This is a genomic window from Arthrobacter sp. MDT2-3, from assembly GCF_059090465.1.
In genome coordinates this window covers 71,449-92,909 of sequence record NZ_JBNHFS010000008.1, presented here as the reverse complement: position 1 = coordinate 92,909, position 21,461 = coordinate 71,449, and the positions used below count along the sequence as shown (strand labels likewise).

Below are 21,461 nucleotides of genomic sequence, written 5' to 3'. Positions count from 1 at the left end.
CGAACTGCGGTGCATTCCAGCGTTCAGGCCTAATTCACTGCGGTGCGCATCCCGGCGAGGGTCTCAGCGAGCAAATCAACAAACAGCTGCACCCGGGCGGTTTTCCTGTCATTGATCAGCAGCGCGAATACGTTGCGGGCCAGCCGGATCTCTGGAACGTCAAGGACTACAACGCCTTCGGGCCGGTGGCGCAGTGCCAGTTCTGGAACCAGCGCGGCCCCCAGCCCTGCAGCAGCCATCTCGAGGCTTGCATGGAAATCGTCACTGTAGGCGACCACACGTGGATGCAGGTTGCAGCCCGCGAAAAGGCGTTCAATGACCATCGCATCGCTGGTGCCGGGATGGTGCATGATCCACGGCATTTCGGAGAGGTGGTCCGCTGCCACCTTCGCGTCAGTCCGGAAACCCCAGCCGGCGGGCAGCACCACCCGGAAGTTGTCGTCGCCGATCCACTGCCGGTTGATGGTGTTCGGCCAGGCGAAACCGGTCTGCCCTACCTGGAAGACCACGGCCAGGTCCAGGTCACCGCCGGTGCGCAGCCCCTGGATGGTCTGGCCCGGTTCCGCCACGGAGACCTTCAGGTCAATGCCCAGGTTCTTCCATGCCGGGTTCTTCAGAATCCTCGGCAGGACGTAGGTTGCCAGGCTGGGAAAGATGCCGAGCCGTAGTTCCTGGTTGGCTGTGTCCTGCGTCTTGGAGGCTGCGGCCATCAGTGCCTCCATGTCCGTGAGTACCTTGGCGGCGTGGCGCGTCATCACGACGGCGGCTTCCGTGGGCACCACGCTGCGCGCGGAGCGCTGGAAGAGGACGACGCCGGTATCCCGTTCCAGCGCAGACATCTGCTGGGAGACAGCCGAGGCCGTGTAGCCAAGCGTTGATGCGGCGGCGGCGAACGAGCCGAGCCGCGTGACCTCCAAAAGGGTCTTCAGGTGTACCGGATTTACCACCTGCCCACAGTACTCCGCCGCCCAGCGCTGAAGAAGCTGGCAGGCACAGTACCCATCCGCGGCCGCTCCGGCGTCGAATTGCCCTCTGTATACCCACCCTTGGCAAATGTTCAGCAGAGGAGCATAAGTTGTCACCTGACCCAGCAGCATCCGGAGGCCGACGACGGCGCGTGGCCGTCATTGGCAGCGGCGTGGCCGGTTTGACCGCCGCCTACGTCCTCAACCGGGAGGACGACGTCACCCTTTTTGAGGCGGACCCGCGGCTGGGCGGGCACGCCCACACGCACGATCTTCCGCAACCGGACGGGTCCGCTGTCGGCGTCGACACCGGCTTCATCGTCCACAACGAGCGGACCTACCCCACCCTGCTTCGGCTGTTCGCTGAGCTGGGCGTTGAGACGCAGGACTCCGAGATGAGCATGTCCGTCCGCTGTGACGGCTGCGGGCTGGAGTACGCCGGAGCCCGCGACGGCGGCCGGGGAATCATTGCCAGGCCCTCCAGCCTGCTGCGGGGACGGTACCTGCTGATGCTGCTGGAGGTGACGCGCTTTTACCGGAAGGCGCGGGCCCTCCTGAAGACAGAGCCCATTCCGGCCACCAGTCCGCATGCCGCGCATTCGGAGCTGACCCTCGGTGAGTTCCTGGAACGGGAAGACTTCAGTCCGTACTTTATTTCCCATTTCATGACCCCGGTGGTCAGTGCGGTCTGGTCCTGCGACCCCACCACCGCGCTCGCCTATCCGGCCCGCTACCTCTTCACCTTCCTGGCCCATCACGGGATGCTGGGCGTGAAGGGTTCGCCGCAGTGGCGCACCGTCACCGGCGGTTCAGCCCGGTATGTGGAGAAGCTCGCAGCCACGCTGACTGATATCCGGCTCAACACTCCTGTTACTGCCATCCGGCGCCTGCCGGAAGGCGTGGAGCTCGCAACAGAGCACGGGCTGGAAGACTTCAACGCCGTCGTGATTGCCACCCACCCGGCCCAGGCACTCGCGTTCCTCGCTGATGCGACGCCGGCTGAGAAGGAGGCGCTGGGCGGGATGCCCTACTCGGTGAACCACACCGTGTTCCACCGGGATCCGGCTGTCCTGCCTGCCGCCGGCAACGCGAAGGCATCCTGGAACTACCGCCTGCCGTCCTGCGGCGCCCGGCCGGACAAGGTCCTGGTCACCTACGACCTCACCCGTCTGCAGCGGCTGGACCCGGTTGATGGCCGTCCGTACCTGGTGAGCCTGGGGGAGTCGGAGCTGATTGCCGGTGATGCGGTGCTTGAGCGCATGGTGTACGAGCACCCGCAGTACACGCCGGAATCGCTGCAGGCGCAACAGGCAATAGCCGCACTCAGCGACCACCGGATTGCCTACGCCGGCGCGTATTTGGGATGGGGTTTCCATGAGGACGGTGCACTTGCCGGTGTCCGCGCGGCGGAATCGCTGGGCCGCTCCTGGCCTGGTGCCCTGGCCGCTGAGCCGCGTGAGGCTGCCGACAGTGCGGAGCGGGAGCTGCTTTCCGCCGCGGATCCCTCATGAGCGCGGCGATTTACCGCACCTCCATATCGCACGTGCGACGAACCCCTTTCAAGAACGCGTTTACGTACCGCAGCTATAGCTGGTTCGTGGATGTCGACTCGCTTCCGCGGCTTCCGCTCCCGCTGCGGCCGCTGGCCGTATTCCGCGCCGGGGACCACCTGGGCGATCCGGACGGCACCATCCGCGGCAACGTGGAACGATACCTGCGCACGCAGGGGATAGAGCCCGACGGCGGCGCTATCCACATGCTGGCCAGCGCCAGGGTTTTTGGCTACGTCTTCAACCCGCTGTCGCTGTTCTGGTGCTACCGGTCCACCGGGGAGCTTGAGTGCGTGGTGGCCGAAGTCCACAACACGTACGGGGAGCGCCACTGCTACCTTCTCCGGACGGATACCGCCGGGCGGGCTGCTGTCCCCAAGGCCTTTTATGTTTCGCCCTTCAACAACCTGGATGGGCAGTACCGCATGAAGCTGCCCGCACCGGGGGAGCGCCTCGGGGTCTCCATCGTGCTGGACCGTGAAGGCCACCGCCCGTTCGTGGCCACCATGGACGGCACGCGCCGGCCGGCCACGGTTCCGAACATCCTGGCAGCGGCCCTTGCTGTTCCGGCCGCTCCGTTGCTGGTATCCGCGCTCATCCGGGTGCAGGGCATCAAACTCTGGGCCAGGCGCCTGCCTGTCGTCGCCCGACCGCACCACCCCTCACAGGAGGCAGTTCAATGACACTGATAGACGACAACGCAACAACTGCAGCTCCTGTTCTCGCTAAAGCGAGGGACAAAGCTGGACTTTCGGACGTGGCCGCCACGCACTATGCCGCGGCCCGGACTGCCACCGGAGTCCCGGCGTCGCCCACCACCATCGATCCCGGCGTATGGCCGGAAGTTGCGCAGCCGCCGTCGGGCGTCAAAGCAGCGGTGGCAGGCAAGGCCGCAGGCCTCCTCTTCAAAGGGGCCGTAAAGCGGCTGCCCCTGCGTGTTGAGTACCCGGACGGCACGGTACTGGGCACCGGCGGCGCCGGCGGCCCGGTGATGGTGATGGTCCGGCCAGAGGCGTTTGAAGCCAGGATCGGCGACAACGGCCTGATCGGGCTGGGCGAGTCGTTCATGGCCGGGGACTGGGAGGCAAGCGACCTGGCGGGTGTCCTGGAAGTGTTCGCCGCTTCGGTGGATACGCTGATTCCCGCCCCGCTCCAGAAGCTGCGGGCCCTGTACCTGCCGCGCACGCCGCGGCAGGAACGCAACGCCGAGCAGAACACGCGCAGCAACATCTCGCGGCACTATGACCTGTCCAACGAGCTGTTCTCCACGTTCCTCGACTCCACAATGAGCTATTCCTCGGCGCTGTTTCCGCTGGAAGCCGGACCGCTTTCTGCTGTTGGCTGGGAGGTTCTGGCCGAAGCGCAGCGGGCGAAGATCGACAGGCTGCTGGACAAGGCAGGGGTCGGCGCCGGGACCAGGCTCCTGGAAATCGGAACGGGCTGGGGCGAGCTGGCTCTCCGGGCTGCGGCCCGCGGCGCCATTGTCTACAGCGTCACCCTCTCCAGCGAGCAGCAGGCACTTGCACAGGAGCGAATCGCGGCCGCCGGTTTTGCAGACCAGGTGACAGTGACGCTACAGGATTACCGGGCCGTTGAGGGCGAGTACGATGCCATCGTCTCCGTCGAGATGATTGAAGCTGTGGGCTACGAGTACTGGCCCATCTACTTCCAGACCATCGACCGGGTGCTGGCGCCCGGCGGGAAAGTGGCCATCCAGGCGATCACCATGCCGCACGGGCGCATGCTCGCCACCCGGAACGCCTACACGTGGGTCCACAAGTACATCTTCCCGGGCGGGTTCCTGCCGTCCGTCCGCGCCATCGAAGGCGTGACCCAGCAGCACACCACGTTGCGGGTGCGGGAGCGGATGGGCATGGGGGACCATTACGCCGCCACCCTGCGGCTCTGGGAGGAGCGGTTCCTGGAGCGCTCGCGCGAGGTGGGCGAGCAGGGGTTCGATGCGGTGTTCCAGCGGATGTGGCTGTTCTACCTGTGCTACTCCCGGGCCGGGTTCCAGTCCGGCTACCTGGATGTGCAGCAGATCGTGCTGGACCGCCGGGAGGTCCAGCTCTAGCAGCCGCAGCTGCCGGCGCCGTGACGAAGGTGCCGGCAGCCGCGGTCGTGCGGTCAGTGGGATTCGTCACCACAAGGGGTTCCGAAGGTCACTTCGGGGCCCCTTCCGGCTGTCCCGGGCGGCGCGGAACCTGCCCCTTGACTGCGGGCGACACGCCGTCTTTTCCTCGACACGCTGGGCGTTAAATGTGGCTAAGTACTCCACAGGATGTGGATTGCGTCCGCAAAAACAGCGGAATCCCGGACATTTTGAAGACCCCTCCCTGTGGATTAAAGGTGCATTAAATGACATACTTGTAATACATCATCTTGGGGTTCCAAAGAGGCGTCTGCACTAGATGTAGTATCTAGGTACAGCTTGGGCGGGAACACCGGACGAGCAAGTTTTCAGTAAAGGGGACAGGAACCATGACCGTAACGGTTTACACAAAGCCTGCTTGTGTTCAGTGCAACGCCACCTACCGGGCGCTCGACAAAAAGGGCATTACCTACCAGAGCGTTGACATCTCCCAGGACGCCGAGGCCCTCGAGCGCCTGAAGGCACTGGGCTACATGCAGGCTCCTGTTGTGGTCACGGACCAGGACCACTGGTCAGGCTTCCGCCCGGACAAGATCGAGGAACTGGCGCTTTCCGCAGTTTCCTCCGTGGCCTAGAGGTCACACTTTTTTCTGCCGGCAATCAACAACCAGCTGAGGTGACTCCCACGGCAGCACCAGCAGCCCAGGAACTCGACACAGCATCGGAATCCCGCACTTCCCAGGACGTTCACGTGGCTCAGCGCGTGGCGGATCCCGGGGCGGTTCAGCCGGTTGTTACCAGCAGCCAACTCATCTTTTTTTCCTCGGCATCCGAGAACACCACCCGCTTTGTTTTGAAGCTTGGCCGCGAGGTGGCCCGGATTCCGTTGTTCGCCAAGGACGCACCCCTCCTCGCCACCCGGCCGTTCGTGCTGGTGGTGCCCACCTACGGCGGCACCGGGGGAGAGGGTTCTGTCCCGAAGCAGGTCATCCGCTTCCTGAACATTCCGCAGAACAGGCAGCTGCTCCGTGGGGTGATCGGCGCCGGCAACACAAACTTCGGGGACAACTACTGCCTGGCGGGAGACATCATCGCCGCCAAGTGCGGAGTACCGCACCTCTACCGCTTCGAATTAATGGGCACGCCAGAAGACGTGGCCCGCGTAAACAATGGATTGGACACGTTTTGGACACGACTGTCGCAGACACAGAAGTAACCAGGGCCCAGAAGCCCGAGATGCCTGCCGCCTATAAGGGCCTGGGTTATCACGAGCTGAACGCGATGCTGAACCTGTACGGCCCCAGCGGCGAGATCCAGTTCGAAGCGGACCGCGAGGCCGCGCACCAGTACTTCCTGCAGCACGTGAACAACAACACCGTGTTCTTCCACGACCTGGAAGAAAAGCTCGAATACCTGGTCAAGAACGACTACTACGAGCGCGAGACGCTTGACCAGTACACGATGAACTTCATCCGTGACTTGTTCAACCGCGCCTACAAAAAGAAGTTCCGCTTCGAGACCTTCCTCGGCGCCTTCAAGTTCTACACGTCCTACACACTGAAGACGTTCGACGGCAAGCGCTTCCTGGAGCGCTACGAGGACCGCGTGTGCATGGTTGCCCTGCACCTGGCCCGCGGCAACGAGCAGCTTGCCCTGCAGATGGTGGACGAGATCATCGAGGGCCGCTTCCAGCCGGCCACGCCTACGTTCCTGAACGCCGGCAAGAAGCAGCGCGGCGAGCTGGTTTCCTGCTTCCTGCTCCGCATCGAAGACAACATGGAATCGATCGGCCGGTCCATCAACTCCGCGCTGCAGCTGTCTAAGCGCGGCGGCGGCGTGGCCTTTGCGCTGACGAACATCCGCGAAGTGGGCGCACCCATCAAGCAGATCGAGAACCAGTCCTCAGGCGTCATCCCCGTGATGAAGCTCCTCGAAGACAGCTTCTCCTACGCCAACCAGCTCGGCGCCCGCCAGGGTGCCGGTGCCGTGTACCTGCACGCCCACCACCCGGACATCTACCGCTTCCTGGACACCAAGCGCGAGAACGCTGACGAGAAGATCCGCATTAAGACCCTCTCGCTGGGCGTCGTCATCCCGGACATCACATTCGAGCTGGCCAAGCGCGACGAGGACATGTACCTGTTCTCCCCGTACGACGTCGAGCGTGTCTATGGAATGCCGTTCTCCGACGTCTCGGTCACCGAAAAGTACTACGAGATGGTGGACGATTCCCGGATCAAGAAGACCAAGATCAAGGCGCGCGAGTTCTTCCAGACCCTCGCCGAAATCCAGTTCGAATCCGGCTACCCGTACATCATGTTCGAGGACACCGTGAACCGGGCCAACCCGATTGACGGCAAGATCATCATGTCCAACCTGTGCTCGGAGATCCTCCAGGTTTCCCAGCCCACCACGTACAACGATGACCTGTCCTACGCTGACACCGGCAAGGACATCTCCTGCAACCTGGGCTCGCTGAACATCGCCAAGACGATGGACTCGCCGGACTTCGGCCTGACCATCGAGACGGCTATCCGCTCACTCTCGGCCGTGTCTGACATGTCCAACATCACCTCGGTTCCGTCCATCGCCAAGGGCAATGACCAGAGCCACGCCATCGGCCTGGGTCAGATGAACCTGCACGGCTACCTTGCCCGTGAGCGGGTGCACTACGGCTCCGAAGAGGGCCTGGACTTCACCAACATCTACTTCTATTCGGTGGTGTACCACGCGGTCCGTGCCTCCAACCTGCTGGCAATCGAAACCGGACAGACCTTCGGCGGCTTCGAGAAGTCCAAGTACGCGTCCGGTGAGTTCTTCGACAAGTACACGGAGCAGGAATGGCTGCCTCAGACCGAAAAGGTCCGCGAGCTGTTCAAGAACGTGCACATCCCCACGCAGGCCGACTGGATGGCGCTGAAGGCTTCCGTTATGGAGCACGGCATCTACAACCAGAACCTGCAGGCTGTTCCGCCGACGGGCTCGATCTCCTACATCAACAACTCCACCTCCTCAATCCACCCGGTGGCGTCCAAGATCGAGATCCGCAAGGAAGGCAAGCTGGGCCGCGTGTACTACCCGGCGCCGTACCTGACGAACGACAACCTGGAGTACTACCAGGATGCGTACGAGATCGGCTACGAGAAGGTCATCGACACCTATGCAGCCGCCACGCAGCACGTGGACCAGGGCCTGTCCCTGACGCTGTTCTTCAAGGACACCGCCACCACGCGCGATATCAACAAGGCCCAGATCTACGCCTGGAAAAAGGGCATCAAGACCATCTACTACATCCGTCTCCGCCAGCTCGCGCTGGAAGGGACCGAGGTTGAGGGCTGCGTCAGCTGCATGCTTTAGTCTTCAACTAATTGTGCCAGTACGACGGCGGGTGCCCGCCCGCCGTCGTACGCTTTAACTTAGAGAAACCACCCAAAACATAGGGGATGACATGACCGAGAAGGTCAAGCTGCTTAGCCACGTCGAGGCCATCAACTGGAACCGCATCCAGGACGACAAGGACGTGGACGTCTGGAACCGTCTCGTCAACAACTTCTGGCTGCCGGAGAAGGTGCCGCTGTCCAACGACGTCCAGTCGTGGAACACGCTGACGCCTGCCGAACAGCAGCTCACCATGCGTGTGTTCACCGGCCTGACCCTGCTGGACACCATCCAGGGCACCGTCGGCGCAGTCTCCCTGATTCCGGATGCCCTGACTCCGCATGAAGAAGCCGTGTACACCAACATCGCCTTCATGGAGTCCGTGCACGCCAAGAGCTACTCCTCCATCTTCTCCACGCTGGCCTCCACCAAGGAGATCGACGAGGCATTCCGCTGGTCCACCGAGAACGCGAACCTTCAGAAGAAGGCGCAGATCGTCATGGACTACTACCAGGGCGACGACCCGCTGAAGCGCAAGGTTGCCTCCACGCTGCTGGAGAGCTTCCTGTTCTACTCCGGCTTCTACCTGCCCATGTACTGGTCCTCACGCGCCAAACTGACGAACACGGCCGACCTGATCCGCCTGATCATCCGTGATGAGGCCGTACACGGCTACTACATCGGCTACAAGTTCCAGAAGGGTCTTGAAGGCCTGTCCGAGGAACGCAAGCAGGAGATCAAGGACTACACGTTCGAGCTGCTGTTTGAGCTGTACGAAAACGAAGTCCAGTACACGCACGATCTGTACGACGGCGTCGGCCTGGCCGAGGACGTCAAGAAGTTCCTGCACTACAACGCCAACAAGGCCCTGATGAACCTCGGCTACGAAGCCATGTTCCCGGCTTCCGTCACCGACGTAAACCCGGCCATCCTTTCGGCGCTCTCCCCGAACGCGGACGAGAACCACGACTTCTTCTCCGGGTCCGGTTCTTCCTACGTGATCGGCAAGGCCGTCAACACTGAGGACGAGGACTGGGACTTCTAGTCGGCCCGTTCTCGTCTGGGCGCTGCCAGTCTTCCTGCCCTCGCTCGCAGTGGGATGGTGTGTAGCAGTTATGAGCAGGGCTGAAAGAGTATCCGCCGGCCGCCATTGCGTACCGGATTAATCGATCGATAGCGGGGTTATTAGTGGCACCGAGAGCGTTTATTAGTTTCGAAATGGAAGACCGATGGTCGCGGGATTTCTTGGTACAGCAAGCCAAGGACTCGCGGAATCAGATCGAATTCATTGACTACTCGGTTCAGAATCCCTTTGACAGTTCCTGGAAAACACAGTGCAAGGAACGGATCGCCCGCACTAAAGGCACCGTAGTTTTGATCGGTCCCACAACAGCGTACTCAGACGCTGTTCTTTGGGAAATTGAAGAGACGAAACGTCAGGGACATTACATGTTCGGAATTCAGATTCACTCGGACCGAACACACACCGTACCTTCAGGTTTGCCTGCGGCAAATGTCATCCGGTGGGATTCCCAGCAGATAACTCAATGGCTGGCCACGTGGGTTTAGGATGAATTACCTAGACAAGATCGCAGAGAAGATCCGAGCCGAAGTGCCTCCGGGTGATCTCCCGGTTGAGGACACGAGCAAGCTGTTCCGTACATACGCCGTGCTTCTGCTTGCGAAAGGCGAGAGCGTCACGCTATCTGATGTTCACAATGCATGGGTTGCGTGGATGACGGATCGCGAACCGAACCACGATGCGCTAGTACCGTTCGACCAGTTGGATGAAAAAGTGGCCAGGGAAGACGGCCCGTATGCGGCGGCGATATGGGCCGTGTGCAAGTCGTTGGCGCGGTCACAGTGACGCACCCGGATCCTCTAGACGTTCACCTTTTCCCTCATGGTGTGCCGACGGAGGAAAAGGACATTGCTCGCCTTTTTGAGCTCTACAAGCTCATGGTGGCGAGCTCGGAGTCATTGGTTGCACGGCGTCAGGGTGTCAACACATTCTTCCTTACCATGAACGGAGCAGTTCTGACCGCTGCTGGGTTTCTCCTGACCAACGGAAAAGACGCGCGGCTCCAGATGCTGGGCTTAATGGCTCTTACTATTACTGGCGGCATACTATCGTTCGCTTGGAGAAGCCTCATTCTGTCATTTGGCCAGCTGAATGCAGGCAAGTTTGTTGTGATCAACCGGTTAGAAAAGATCCTTCCTGCGGCTATTTATCTCGCTGAATGGAAGGCTCTCGGCGAGGGTAAACAGCCTAAGAAGTATAGAACCTTCACTTCCAAAGAAGTCTGGACGCCGTGGGCATTCTTTGCGGTGTATCTCATTGCCACCGTGGCTGAATTGGTGGCTTTCTTACTGAGTCAGCAATAAGGGTATTGCTGGGAAGATGGGTCGATTCGCGCTTGGCGGTCCTAGGAACTGGGGCTGATCGCCTGAAGTCCGTGGTCAAGGGTCCACAGGCGGATCGTTTGTGCTGATGGTGTGTTGGTGGAAGAACGGTATCGTTCCATCTCGTGAATGATACTCGCGTCGCCCACGCCGACGCCCTGGGACGCAAGGTCCACCAAACTTGCTAGCGCTCCGTGTGGGAGGCCATGCACGACATTCCGTATGAATTCTCTATCCCAATGAGCGTTGCCTATTACCCACGGAGCCGTCGCGCTAGAGCTGTCGATGAGCAGTCTCGTCAACGCCTCCATCCTGTGCCTGCGTAGGCCCCCTTCGGAGAGTTGCGCGATGTGGTTCCCTGTCTCGATGATCGTTGCTACCGGAAGGATAAGTGTATTCCCGGGAGTGGTCACGAGGTTCTTGAACTCCTCAACTAAGGGGTCTCGGTTCTGGTTTTTACCGGGAATATCGAGGATGCATAGCAGCACGCTGGTGTCGATGAAGACAACATCTGCCACGATCAGATCATCCTCAAGAATTCGTCAATACTGTCACGTGAACTCACTGGGTTCTCGAAGGCCTCAGCAATGCGGCCGTTCTCGACGAGGCTGCCGAGGGGCTCCGAAGCCAAGGCCCGGTGGTAACCCGGAAGGTCCACAAGACGCGACACCGAGCTCCACCCCGAGGACTTGTCCCGCGAGACTATTAGAACTCCACGGTGCTGATCGCCACTAAGAGCGTTCAGGAGGGCTGGGGAATGGGTGGTAACTACGAGCTGCTGCTCACCAGAGTGAATTGACTCAACAATCAGCTGCAGCAATGTGTGCGCCTGTGATGGGTGCAATCCGTTCTCCAGCTCTTCGATGAGAAGAGTGGGAGTGGATTTGGCTCCTGAGAGGGACGGTGAAATGGCAAGGCTTGACGCGCCGCCGAGGATGGACGTCGTAATGGCCAACATTCGGAGCATTCCGTCGCTCATCTGTCGAGCTGGGATCACCTCGCTATGCGCATCAAAAAATTCTCTGATGCCAGCCATTACGTCGCCAAAGCTGGTGCTAACGAATTCAATGCCGGAGATAGGGTGTTCAGGGAGACGCTGGATCGCAGTAGTGAGTCGGGTCCACGTGTCCGGAGCGCCGCTGTTTTTTAAGTGTGACAAGACCGCTGAAAGATTTCGCGCGTCTCGGTGGAGATCGGTGTCCTTTTCAGGTACATACTGGCGCATTGCACTGGGAATAGGATCCAGATGGAATACGCCCAGGAGGCTTGCTAGAACCCGGTTGCAAAGGTCGCTGACTAAGCGTTTTGCTGCGGACCCTGAGTCGAGTCTCTGTGGCACCTGAAATGTAAGGAGCTGAGAGGATCGCAAGGTGGTTCGGGGGTTTACTCCTCTTTTTCCACTGTAGACTCTTGCATCGATATCGCCGCGCCAAGCATCGTCTTGCGGAACCGATTCGAATACCGTGAAACTCTTTTTCCCTCGAGAGCCTGTCAAGCTCAGACGTTCGAAAACCACTTTTGGTTCCGGATCCACCGCAATTTCGGTTTCCATCGTCAATAGTCCATACTCAGGGTCTTCGACTTCTACAGCCAGCCTAATGGATCGTTTTTTTGATCCGGCAGGGGCGAGACCAGTGGAACCTCCCCGGATTGGCGCGAGGCCGTCGAGGCTTCCGTCGAGGGCGTCGCGGATCTCTAATCCTCTGGCAAGACGTCCGAGTACTTCGAAAGCATCTAACGCGTTCGACTTCCCACTCGCGTTCCGGCCGATTAGGACCGTCAAGGGCTCAATTGGAATGCGGACGCTCTGGTACGACTTGAAAGGGGTGAGAGAAATTGCGACGAGTCGAGGAGACATCATACCTAGGATTGTCCAATACTTTGAGTCGGGATTATGCATTTACGTCAGCTTCGTTGATCGAGTCTCGTCCTGAGGAGTTTGTCCATCGCGGCGTCTTGAAGGCCACTCTTAGGGCTAGTCCCGCGCCTCAGCAAACCGCGGCGCCATCGACTCCATCTGCTCCATCACCAGCTTGATGGCCTGGGGCTGCTTGTCAGGCGGGTAGCCAAAGCGGACCAGAAGCCGCTTGATGGAGGACCGAAGCTTCGCCCTAACGTCATCACGCACGGTCCAGTCGGTCCGCACGTCGCGGCGCATCACCGAAACCAGCTCCCGGGCGATGTCTGCCAGGACGCCTTCGCCCTGGGCCTCCACCGCTGACTCGTTCTGGGCCACGGCGTCATAGAACGCCAGCTCGTCAGAGTTCAGCGGGGGAGTGAACTGTTGACCCCGCTTGCCCTCTGCGGCCACCTCCCGAGCGAGCTCTACCAGCTCCGCAATAACCTCGGCGGAGGTCAGCTGCTGGTTCGTGTACTTCTTCATCAGCTCAGTGATCCGCTCGGAGAAAGCACGCTGCCGGATCACGTTGTTCCGTGTGGAGGAGGCGGACTCGTCCGCAATCAGCTTCCGCAGCGCCTCAATGGCCAGTTGCGGGTTCCGAGCCTTATGCGTCTTGGCAATGAACTCGGGCGTCAGGTCATCCAGGGACGGTTTCGGCATGCCAGCCGCGTCGTAGATGTCCAGCACCTCGCCCGAGGACGTTGCTGACGCGATCAGGTTCCCCAACAGCCGCTGGATTTCCTCAGGCACCGGCTCACCACTGGCCTGCCGGTCGGCTGCGTCGTACTTCGCCATCCAGACACGGATCTCCTCGTACACCTGGATCTCCGGACGAAGCTCTGCCAATGTCTCGGACCCAGAGCACAGCGCCCACGCGCGGGACAGCTGGCTGGAGTACTTGCGGTACTTCGCGGCAACCGACTCTTCGCCGTCTGCAGGCTGGTTGCCTGGCGTAGCAGGATTGCGCAGGTAGCTGACCGCGCCGGTCACCGCGTTCAGGAACGACTTCGGCCCGCACTTCATCAGCACGGCTTTCCAGTCGTAGCCGGCCAGCAGCGAGCGGAGCGTCTCCACCAGGGACACCGTCAGCCCAACGGCCTCGTCGATGTTCTTGCCCACCGGCTTGTTCGCCCGGTCCGACTGCGTGTACTCGCCCAGCGCCTTCGCCAGGTTCTCCGCCAGCGGCGCGTACGCCACCAGCAGGCCATCCTCCTTGCCGCGGAAGGTCCGGTTCACGCGCGCCAGTGTCTGCATCAGCAGCGCGCCCTTGAGCGGCCGATCCAGGTACAGGGTGTGCAGCGGGGGAGAGTCGTAGCCGGTGAGCATCATGTCCTTGACGATCACCAATTCCAGCTCGTCGTCGACGTTCTTGAGCCGCTCCTTGAGCTGGGCATTCAGCGAATCCCGGCGCACGTGGTCAGACACGGGTGGCACGTCGGTCGCGTCGCCTGAGTACACCACCTTGATCTTGCCCTTCGACAGGTCGTCAGAATGCCAATCGGGGCGCAGCTCCACGATGGCGGAGTACAGCTTGGCGCAGATCTCCCGCGTCCCGCCCACGATCATCGCCTTGCCCGGCGCCTCGATGAACTTGCCCATCCGCTCGCGCCGGTTCTCCCAGTGCGCCACCAGGTCCTCGGCCAACGCGGCAATGCGCTGCGGCGCACCACAGACGGCGTTGACGACGGCGACACTCGCCTCGATGCGCGCCCGTTCCGTATCGTCGAGCCCCAGCGTCAGTTCATCGGCGGACTTGTCCAGGTCCTCTTCCGTGACGCCTTCGGAAAGTCCTACTTTGATCAGCCGCGGTTCGAAGTACACGGGCACGGTGGCGCCGTCTTCCACCGCCCGGGACAGGTCATAGATGTCGATGTAGTCGCCGAAAACATCCTGGGTATTGCGATCGTCGAACGAGATTGGTGTGCCTGTAAAGGCAATCAGCGTGGCATGGGGGAGCGCGTCGCGCAGATGCCGCGCGTAGCCGTCCAGGTCGTCGTAGTGCGAACGGTGGGCTTCGTCCACCACCACGATGATGTTGCGCCGGTCGGACAGCAGTGGATGGTCCGCGCCGGCGTCCTTCTCCGACTTGCTCCGGCCGAATTTCTGCAGCGTGGTGAAGTAGATGCCGCCGGTGGTCCGGTTGCTCAGCTCGTCCCGCAGCTCGGAGCGTTTCCTGATCTGCTTGGGCGATTCGGCAAGGAGCAGGCTCCGGTCGAAGCTCTCGAACAGCTGGCCGTCCAGTTCGTTCCGGTCGGTGATGACCACGATAGTGGGGTTCTTCAGTTTGGGCGCCCGTGCCACCATGTTCGCGTAGAGCTCCATTTCCATGGACTTGCCCGACCCCTGGGTGTGCCAGACGACGCCGGCCTTGCCGTTGCTTTCCACGGCCTGGATGGTGCTGGCAACGGCCTTGGTGACGGCGTAGTACTGGTGCGGCTTGGCGATCCGCTTGGCCAAGCCGCCCGACCCCTGGTCGAAGGCGGTGAAGTTCCGGACGAGCTGCAGGAAGCGTTCCTGGTTGTAGAGGCCGTCCAGCGCTGTGTCGAGGGCGGTGACCGCGTCGCCGTCGACCATGTAGCCCTGGGGGACGGGGACGCCGTCGTCGTCTACGTTCCATGGTGAGAAGTGGTTGAAGGGTGTGAACGGCGTTCCGTATTTGGCGTGGATCCCGTCAGTGGCGAGCGTGAAGACGCAGAAGCGGAACGCTAGGGGGAATTCGCGGAGGTAGGTCTGGAGCTGGGCGTGAGCGCCGGGGAGGTCGGCGTGGGCGCTGCCGGCCTTCTTGAGTTCGATGATGCTGACAGGCATGCCGTTGCAGTAGAGGACGACGTCGAAGCGCCGTTTGTAGTCGCCCTGCACCAGTGTGACTTGGTTGACGGCGAGCCAGTCGTTCTGGTCCGGTGCCTGGCTGAGCAGCCTGATGGTCGGGTTGGCTTCGTTGCCGTCGGAGTCGATGTAGGCCAGTCGGTAGCCGTTGACGAGGCAGTTGTGGATGCGGTGGTTCTCCGCCATTGCGTCGTTGGACTTGGGCGAGGCGATTTCCGCCAAAGCCTGCTGCAGGTACTGGGCGGGCACCGCCGGGTTGAGGCGCTGGAGGGCGGCAAGGAGGCGGGGCCGCATGAGAAGCTCCGACCAGGACTCGCGTTCCCCGGTTCCGGGCGCAATTGCCTGGCCCTCCAATGGCTTCCAGTCCAGCTCGCCAAGCCGCTCCTTCGCGGCGCCCTCCCAGTCGGCTTCCGAAAAGGCTACTGCTGGTGCTGTCACGGTAATTCCCCCACAATCAACTTGTTGTTCAGCATACTCATGCTTTTGGCGGCTATCCTCAAGCGCCAACTACAAGCGCGCTGCGCGTTTACACACCGGCGTTCTCCAGGACCTTCTCCGCGTCCCTGACTCGAAGCTTGCCGGACATGAGTTGAGGGAGGAGGGCGTCGCGAGTTGATGCCAGCGAATCACTCTCGTACTCGAGCGAGTCGCGAAGCTGCAGAATCGGACGCGCTACGGAAGCGTAGTTCTCCTGTATGTCCGGTGAAACCAAAGGTGCTTGGAACGATGAAATTGCATCAGAGGCCAGATGCAGGACTGTAGTGCCGCTTGTTCTGCTCCTGCAATGCGCTCTGAAGCGCCCCTGCAACATCACGCCGAGCAGGAATTCGACTGGCGAGTCCTGGCTCGGACGAACGATGGCCAGGTCCAAACTTGCGATGAGCTTTTCATAACCGGCGGCCCTTGGGACGCGCACTGCTCGTCCGACCACTTCTGCTGCTTGGGTCAAATCAGTTTGGGCCACGACCAATTCACCAGGCGCGACCTCTTGAGCAGGCTTGAAGGGGCCAGCATACTCCTTTAGTCCTCTGAGGGAGTATCCACCGTTTCTGTCGAATGACTTTAGTGTGACAAGGGCATTCGACGACTCTAGGAGATCAGCGCTTTTGTAGGAAACGCCCTTTGTGATTGACGCTATCTCGCTGAACGGGACTGTCTCCTGGATATGTCCACACAACAGTGCGAACGAGGTCTCTAAGACTTCGCCGGTCTTGGAGATGAGTCTGGTGTTGGAGGCGATCTTGTCGTCGAGTGCCCCCAAGACGTCTGCAATGGCCCGCTGTTCCGACAACTCAGGGATCAAGAATTTGAGCCTGCACAGCGTCGCCAGATTGATGTTGTCCTGGACCGAACCTGAACCCGCTGCTTGATGTTGCAGACCGGCTTTCAATGTTCGGAACGCGTACTCGATGAAGCGCACATCGGCCACTTCTGAATCAGCAATAAATCCTACGATGCTGTCGGGGAAGCATGCAGGAAAGTCGAGTACGCCTGTCTCGGCAATGTTTGCAGCAATGGTGATGCACATCGTCCCCGCTGGCCACAAGCGGCTTTGAGCGAGCCCAGATTCGCTGTACGTCTGGCTGAACTGAGAGATTCGACCCCCAGATGCTTTGACGTCGCCAGTCTGAATGAAGGGGTACGTGCCACCGTAGAGATGTTCGGCGTACCTAGGCCTGTGCCTGGAGCGTCCCCGATTCACTTCGCCGAGCTGACTCAGAGTGACTTCCCGCCATTCGCTCATGACACCCTCCCTAGCTGCTCGCGCACAACTGCCGCCAGCCTTTCAGACTCTTCGAACTGCTCAAAAAGCTCCTTCGACAACCTGGCGATCTTCTCCTCGATCGGCTCGCCGTCGTCCTCCACGTCAGCAGCACCGACGTAACGTCCGGGCGTTAACGCGTAGTCCGCGGCCTTGACCTCCGCAAGTGAAGCCGAATAGCAAAAGCCGGCCTCGTCGTCGTACTTCAGCCCGGCCTCCACTGCGGAAGCCGTACCGCGCCACGCGTGGTAGGTGTTGGCTATCTTGGCGATGTCCTCGTCGGACAGTGCACGCTCGGCGCGGTCCACCATGTAGCCGAGGTGCCGAGCATCGATGAAGAGCACCTGCCCGGTCCGGTCCACGGACCCACGCGGGCCCGCAGCCTTGTCCTTCGCGAAGAACCACGTGCACACCGGGATTCCGGTGCTGCGGAATAGCTGGGTGGGCAGGGCCACCATGCAGGAGACCAGGTCAGCCTCCACCAGTTGGGCGCGGATCTCGCCCTCGCCGCCGGAGTTGGAGGACATGGAGCCGTTGGCCATGACCACACCGGCGCTGCCGCCGGGCGCCAGCTTGGAGATGATGTGCTGGATCCATGCGTAGTTGGCGTTGCCGGCCGGCGGGACGCCGTACTTCCACCGCGGGTCGGACTCGGAGCGGGCCCAGTCCTTGATGTTGAACGGCGGGTTGGCCATGATGAAGTCCGCGCCGTTGTTCCCGCTCAGTTCCGGGTGCTGGTCGCGGGCGAACGTGTCGCCCCAGCGGGAGGCCAGGTTGGCGTTGAGGCCGTGGATGGCAAGGTTCATTTTGGCCATCCGCCAGGTGCGCTCGTTGAGCTCCTGGCCGTAGACGGAAATGTCCGAACCCTCCAGGTGGTGCGCCGCAAGGAACTTCTCGGCCTGGACGAACATGCCGCCCGAACCGCAGCAGGGGTCATACACACGCCCGCGGTGCGGCTCGAGCACCTCCACCAGCACCCGGACCACGCCGGCGGGGGTGTAGAACTCGCCGCCGCGCTTGCCCTCGGCCTTGGCGAACTTCTCCAGGAAGTATTCGTACACCTCTCCCAGCAGGTCGCGCGCCTTGCTGGCACCCTGGCCCGTGAACCGGGCGGAGTTGAAGAGGTCCAGCAGCTCGCCCAGGCGGCGCTGGTCCACGTTGTCCCGGTTGTAAATCTTGGGAAGCGTGGCGGCCAGGCTCTTGTTGTCGGCCATGATGAGCTCCATCGCTTCATCGATCAGCAGCCCGATGGACTTGGGCGCCGCACCGTCCACCGCGTCCAGGCCCTTGGCGTTCTCCGCCAGGTAAGTCCAGCGGGCCCGGGGCGACACCCAGAACACGCCGCGGCCGGTGTACTCATCCACGTCGTCAATGAGCAGGGCGATCTGCTCCTCGTTGAGCCCCTCCGCCTCCAGCTCGGACTGGATCTGCCCGCGCCGCTCCTCGAACGCGTCCGACACGTACTTCAGGAACACCAGTCCCAGGATCACGTCCTTGTACTGCGAGGCATCCATCGAACCGCGGAGTTTGTCCGCCGCCTTCCAGAGGGTGTCCTTGAGTTCCTTCATGGTGGACGGGGCGAGGTCCACCTTCACTTTCGGGGGCATTATGCAGTTCCTTCTTCTGGTACGGCGTGGGTAATAGGGTCTGTCAGGGTGAGGCTTCCGCCCGCTACGCCGTCCGTAATCAGGGTAGCGAGTTCTTCCAGTTGCTTGAGGCGTTCCCGGGCTTGGGCCTGCTCGTGTTGCAGGGTCTCCAGGGTGTTGATCAGCGGCTGGCGCTGGGCGTCCGGCGTGCGGCGCAGCCGCCAGTTCCGCCAGGCTTTGTCCGCAGGGTTGAGGTTGTTGATGTCACGGGCTACGACGTCGGGCACCAGGCCGCCCGGGTCTCCTTGGTCAATCCTCAGGATCCGGGCAGGAAAGACGACAACGGCGCCACCTTCCGCGTCCACCATCGCCGCGGGGCGGGGGCTGGTGCAGAAGACGACGTCGCCCGGCTCGGTGAGACGCCCCGCGGGATACTTAGCGGCGAAGTCCAAGAGGGCGATGAAGCGTGGCTGGGCAGTGTGCGGATCCATCAGTTCCTCGCGGCCCAGGATCCTGCTTCCGGCCTTGCCGTTGAGGTCAGCCTGCTCAAGCCGGATGCCCTTCAGGTACTTGAGGTTGCGGGAGTTGATGAGCCCTTGAACCGAACCCGGGCGCTCTGAGGCGCTGGCGGCGGCGGTCGGCTGAACAGCAGGAAGTGCGAGCGGCTGGGCCGCGCCGGTGGACAGGACCCGGACGAGTTCTTCGATCCGAAGGGCGGCCTCGGCGCCGCCTGACGCCGCCGTACTCTTTGCATGCGCGGCAGTCACCAATGCGCCGGTCCGTGCAAGGAGGACGCGGGTCTGCACGAGGCGGGCGAACCGGAAGGAGTGCGCGCGGATGGTGGCGCGGTCACCCATGGAGGCAACGACGTCACTGATCAGGTCCTGGCTCACGTCGAGGGTGAGCGGGGTGGTGCTCAGGTCCGCCACCATTGTCCATCGGTCCGCGATGGGAATGTCCGCGAAGGACGGCCCCAGCACCCACAGCGCCTGCGGCTCACGCGGCTTGGCGCGGAGCATCCCCTGCTGAAGCCGGACGATGGCACGCACGCGGCCGGACCGCAGGAGATCAGAGCGGAGGTTGCCGGGTGCTCTGGTGAGAACGTCGCACAGCACCCGGGCAGGAGCGATGACAACCGCCCGCTGGGAGTCATCCATCGGAAGGACGATGTTCTCGATGCCGGACAGGATGCCGGTCGTGTCCAGGGCCGGATCTCCCGGTGCCGGATACTGCGCCACATGGACAGCAGGGCCGCCGACGGCAAAGGCACCCTTGTCGTCCACCCTCACCGGCCCGCTGTCCGTGCCATGCACCGCGAGGCGCCGACGCGCCAATCTTGAGGCGCCGCCGTCGTGATCCGCAGCAAGGAAGGTGACAGGCGCAGATTCGCCGAACTGCTGGACGATGCTGAGCATCACATCGCTCCCGCCCGGGGTGGAGTCGACGAAAAGGGGCCTGCTGTCCAGCGTGGACGCGAGCTCCGTGGCTGTTGCAGCGACGAGCCTTAGTGCAGCGTCCGTAAGCGCGGTGTCTGAATGCTCGCGCAGGCCTTCCTTGAAGCGGTGGGCCAGCAGCTTCTCGAACGCCGCCGACGCACTGAACGCACTGTCCGCCAGCCTCTCAGCGAAGTTGGCAAGGCCGGGAAGTGCGGAGCCGAGGGCCTCCAACTCCGAGTAGAGGAATACATCATCCGGATCCGCTTCGTCTGCAGCGTCCAGCAAATCCGCGGCGCTGCTTTCGCTCAGCGTTTCTCCCGTGATGACCTTCAGGGCAAGGAGCGAGGTCAGGCCGGCGAACGTCTGGCGGCTGTTCCTGGGGGCTTCTGCTGCTGGGACCGTGAGCTTGGCGTAAACCGCGACGTCGTTGTGCGCGTCCGGATTGTTGCCCCGGCCGGTTGCCTGGAGCCAGGCGGTGACCTCATCAGCGTCGAAAAGTTCTACCCCATTGGCTGTCCCTGCAGCCCCCGGAAACGGAAGCGGGCCTCCGCTGCTGCGCTTACGCCACATGGATACGACGGGGCGCTGGACCTGAGCCAGCGAGGCGACGTCAGCGAGCGTCATGCGCAGTGCGCCGGTAACTGCGTCCATGGCTGCCCCCTTCAGTCGGAATCGTCCCACCAGCCTAGTGTCATACGTCGACATTCACGTTTCCGGGCTGATAGGCCGGGTTATCAGTTGTTTCTGCTTCGCCTGCGGTGGACGCCCGTAAGTTCGTTCTGCAGCCAAGAAGGAATCTTCCGGAGCTGCGGCGGCGGCGGGGAACCGCGTATTGGGGGATCAGTACCCCGCCGCCGTTCTGCGGTTATCCACGAACAGAGGAAGAGGACATGTTGAACAACCAAACCAGCTACGGGCCACGGCCGGAGGGCGGGGATTTTCCGGAAGGTTCTCCCGAACTTGCTGAAGAGCAGACCGCGGCATCAGCCAAGCCGGGCAGGAAGAAGCCCATCCTTCTGGCGACGGCCGCCGTCGTACTCCTTGCCGGCGGCGTGGCATTGGGAACCGCACTGCCCGATCCAAAAGCTAGCGACGCCTACAAATCCCTGGCCGGCGAAAAGTCGACGGTCGAGATAGAGCGACGCGGCGCTTTCCAGCTACGCATCGCTGAAGGGCAAGTACGACACGCTTAGGAACGGCATGGCGTCCCGTGAGTCCAAGGTCGCGGCCAAGGAAGCCGAGGTGGGCAAGGCCGACGCTGCGGTCAAGACTGCGGAGGCCGCGGTCAAGGCCCGGGAAGAGGCAGTGACGGGAGCCGAGAAGGCGAAGGCGGCCAACACGATGGGGGACGGCACCTGGACGGTTGGGGCCGACATTGAGCCCGGCACTTATAGGGCCGCCACTGCAGTGGGATCCACCTGCTACTGGGGGATCTACCGCAGCGGGAGCAACGGCGGCGACATCATCGAAAACGACATCCCGGGTGGCGGCCGCCCGGTGGTCACACTTTCAGCGGGACAGGACTTCAACTCCACCCGCTGCGGCAAATGGGAAAAGCAGTAA

19 protein-coding genes are annotated in these 21,461 nt (G+C 61.9%); 12 read left to right on the top strand and 7 right to left on the bottom strand.

The window, feature by feature from the left end:
- Positions 1-29: 29 nt before the first annotated feature.
- On the bottom strand, positions 30-947 hold the full coding sequence (locus AC5RUQ_RS19330; RefSeq protein WP_493948907.1) for a LysR family transcriptional regulator: 918 nt from the start codon (positions 945-947) through the stop codon (positions 30-32).
- A gap of 128 nt (positions 948-1,075) precedes the next feature.
- Here AC5RUQ_RS19330 and AC5RUQ_RS19325 point away from each other — a divergent pair, with 128 nt between their 5' ends.
- The 10 genes from AC5RUQ_RS19325 (at position 1,076) to AC5RUQ_RS19280 (ending at position 10,370) form a co-directional block, all read left to right on the top strand.
- Positions 1,076-2,476, top strand: a complete 1,401-nt coding sequence (locus AC5RUQ_RS19325) for an NAD(P)/FAD-dependent oxidoreductase (RefSeq protein ID WP_493948906.1) — start codon at positions 1,076-1,078, stop codon at positions 2,474-2,476.
- Positions 2,473-3,198: a DUF1365 domain-containing protein gene (locus tag AC5RUQ_RS19320; protein ID WP_493948905.1), complete on the top strand. Its 726-nt coding sequence runs from the start codon at positions 2,473-2,475 to the stop codon at positions 3,196-3,198. Before AC5RUQ_RS19325 ends, AC5RUQ_RS19320 begins: the two co-directional genes overlap by 4 nt.
- Positions 3,195-4,589, top strand: a complete 1,395-nt coding sequence (locus AC5RUQ_RS19315; protein WP_493948904.1) for a class I SAM-dependent methyltransferase — start codon at positions 3,195-3,197, stop codon at positions 4,587-4,589. The genes AC5RUQ_RS19320 and AC5RUQ_RS19315 overlap by 4 nt, the downstream gene beginning before the upstream one ends.
- 407 nt (positions 4,590-4,996) lie before the next feature.
- Positions 4,997-5,242 carry a glutaredoxin-like protein NrdH gene (gene nrdH, locus AC5RUQ_RS19310; RefSeq protein WP_013601222.1) on the top strand — a complete coding sequence of 82 codons (246 nt, stop codon included), beginning with the start codon at positions 4,997-4,999 and terminating at the stop codon, positions 5,240-5,242.
- A 116-nt stretch (positions 5,243-5,358) separates the two neighbouring features.
- Entirely contained in the window at positions 5,359-5,823 is a 465-nt protein-coding gene (gene nrdI / locus AC5RUQ_RS19305) for a class Ib ribonucleoside-diphosphate reductase assembly flavoprotein NrdI (RefSeq protein WP_493948974.1), read from the top strand.
- Positions 5,824-5,843: 20 nt separating this feature from the next.
- Complete coding sequence (nrdE, locus tag AC5RUQ_RS19300) at positions 5,844-7,964, top strand: class 1b ribonucleoside-diphosphate reductase subunit alpha (RefSeq protein ID WP_493948973.1); 2,121 nt, start codon at positions 5,844-5,846, stop codon at positions 7,962-7,964.
- Positions 7,965-8,055: 91 nt separating this feature from the next.
- Complete coding sequence (nrdF, locus tag AC5RUQ_RS19295) at positions 8,056-9,030, top strand: class 1b ribonucleoside-diphosphate reductase subunit beta (protein WP_493948903.1); 975 nt, start codon at positions 8,056-8,058, stop codon at positions 9,028-9,030.
- Positions 9,031-9,173: 143 nt separating this feature from the next.
- A complete protein-coding gene (locus tag AC5RUQ_RS19290; RefSeq protein ID WP_493948902.1) occupies positions 9,174-9,554 on the top strand; it encodes a TIR domain-containing protein in 381 nt (126 codons plus the stop codon).
- Between the two features lies 1 nt (position 9,555).
- Positions 9,556-9,852, top strand: a complete 297-nt coding sequence (locus AC5RUQ_RS19285) for a DUF7701 domain-containing protein (RefSeq protein ID WP_493948901.1) — start codon at positions 9,556-9,558, stop codon at positions 9,850-9,852.
- Positions 9,853-9,893: 41 nt separating this feature from the next.
- Positions 9,894-10,370, top strand: a complete 477-nt coding sequence (locus AC5RUQ_RS19280) for a RipA family octameric membrane protein (RefSeq protein ID WP_493948900.1) — start codon at positions 9,894-9,896, stop codon at positions 10,368-10,370.
- A 41-nt stretch (positions 10,371-10,411) separates the two neighbouring features.
- On the opposite strand, the gene AC5RUQ_RS19275 is transcribed toward AC5RUQ_RS19280, so the two are convergent.
- The 6 genes from AC5RUQ_RS19275 to AC5RUQ_RS19250 form a co-directional block, all read right to left on the bottom strand.
- A complete protein-coding gene (locus tag AC5RUQ_RS19275) occupies positions 10,412-10,906 on the bottom strand; it encodes a hypothetical protein (protein ID WP_493948899.1) in 495 nt (164 codons plus the stop codon).
- Positions 10,907-10,908: 2 nt separating this feature from the next.
- Positions 10,909-12,246, bottom strand: coding sequence for an AAA family ATPase (locus AC5RUQ_RS19270; RefSeq protein ID WP_493948972.1), 1,338 nt, complete (start codon positions 12,244-12,246; stop codon positions 10,909-10,911).
- A gap of 117 nt (positions 12,247-12,363) precedes the next feature.
- A complete protein-coding gene (locus AC5RUQ_RS19265) occupies positions 12,364-15,552 on the bottom strand; it encodes a type I restriction endonuclease subunit R (protein WP_493948898.1) in 3,189 nt (1,062 codons plus the stop codon).
- An 88-nt stretch (positions 15,553-15,640) separates the two neighbouring features.
- The gene (locus AC5RUQ_RS19260) at positions 15,641-16,858 is read right to left on the bottom strand and encodes a restriction endonuclease subunit S (RefSeq protein WP_493948897.1); all 1,218 of its coding nucleotides are present in this window, start codon (positions 16,856-16,858) and stop codon (positions 15,641-15,643) included.
- Positions 16,855-18,483 (bottom strand): class I SAM-dependent DNA methyltransferase, encoded by a 1,629-nt coding sequence (locus AC5RUQ_RS19255; protein WP_493948896.1) that lies wholly within the window; start codon positions 18,481-18,483, stop codon positions 16,855-16,857. Before AC5RUQ_RS19255 ends, AC5RUQ_RS19260 begins: the two co-directional genes overlap by 4 nt.
- Positions 18,483-20,549 carry a hypothetical protein gene (locus tag AC5RUQ_RS19250; protein WP_493948895.1) on the bottom strand — a complete coding sequence of 689 codons (2,067 nt, stop codon included), beginning with the start codon at positions 20,547-20,549 and terminating at the stop codon, positions 18,483-18,485. Before AC5RUQ_RS19250 ends, AC5RUQ_RS19255 begins: the two co-directional genes overlap by 1 nt.
- 239 nt (positions 20,550-20,788) lie before the next feature.
- Here AC5RUQ_RS19250 and AC5RUQ_RS19245 point away from each other — a divergent pair, with 239 nt between their 5' ends.
- Positions 20,789-21,091, top strand: coding sequence for a hypothetical protein (locus AC5RUQ_RS19245; protein ID WP_493948894.1), 303 nt, complete (start codon positions 20,789-20,791; stop codon positions 21,089-21,091).
- A gap of 7 nt (positions 21,092-21,098) precedes the next feature.
- Positions 21,099-21,461 carry an Rv1352/Rv1906c domain-containing protein gene (locus tag AC5RUQ_RS19240; protein WP_493948893.1) on the top strand — a complete coding sequence of 121 codons (363 nt, stop codon included), beginning with the start codon at positions 21,099-21,101 and terminating at the stop codon, positions 21,459-21,461.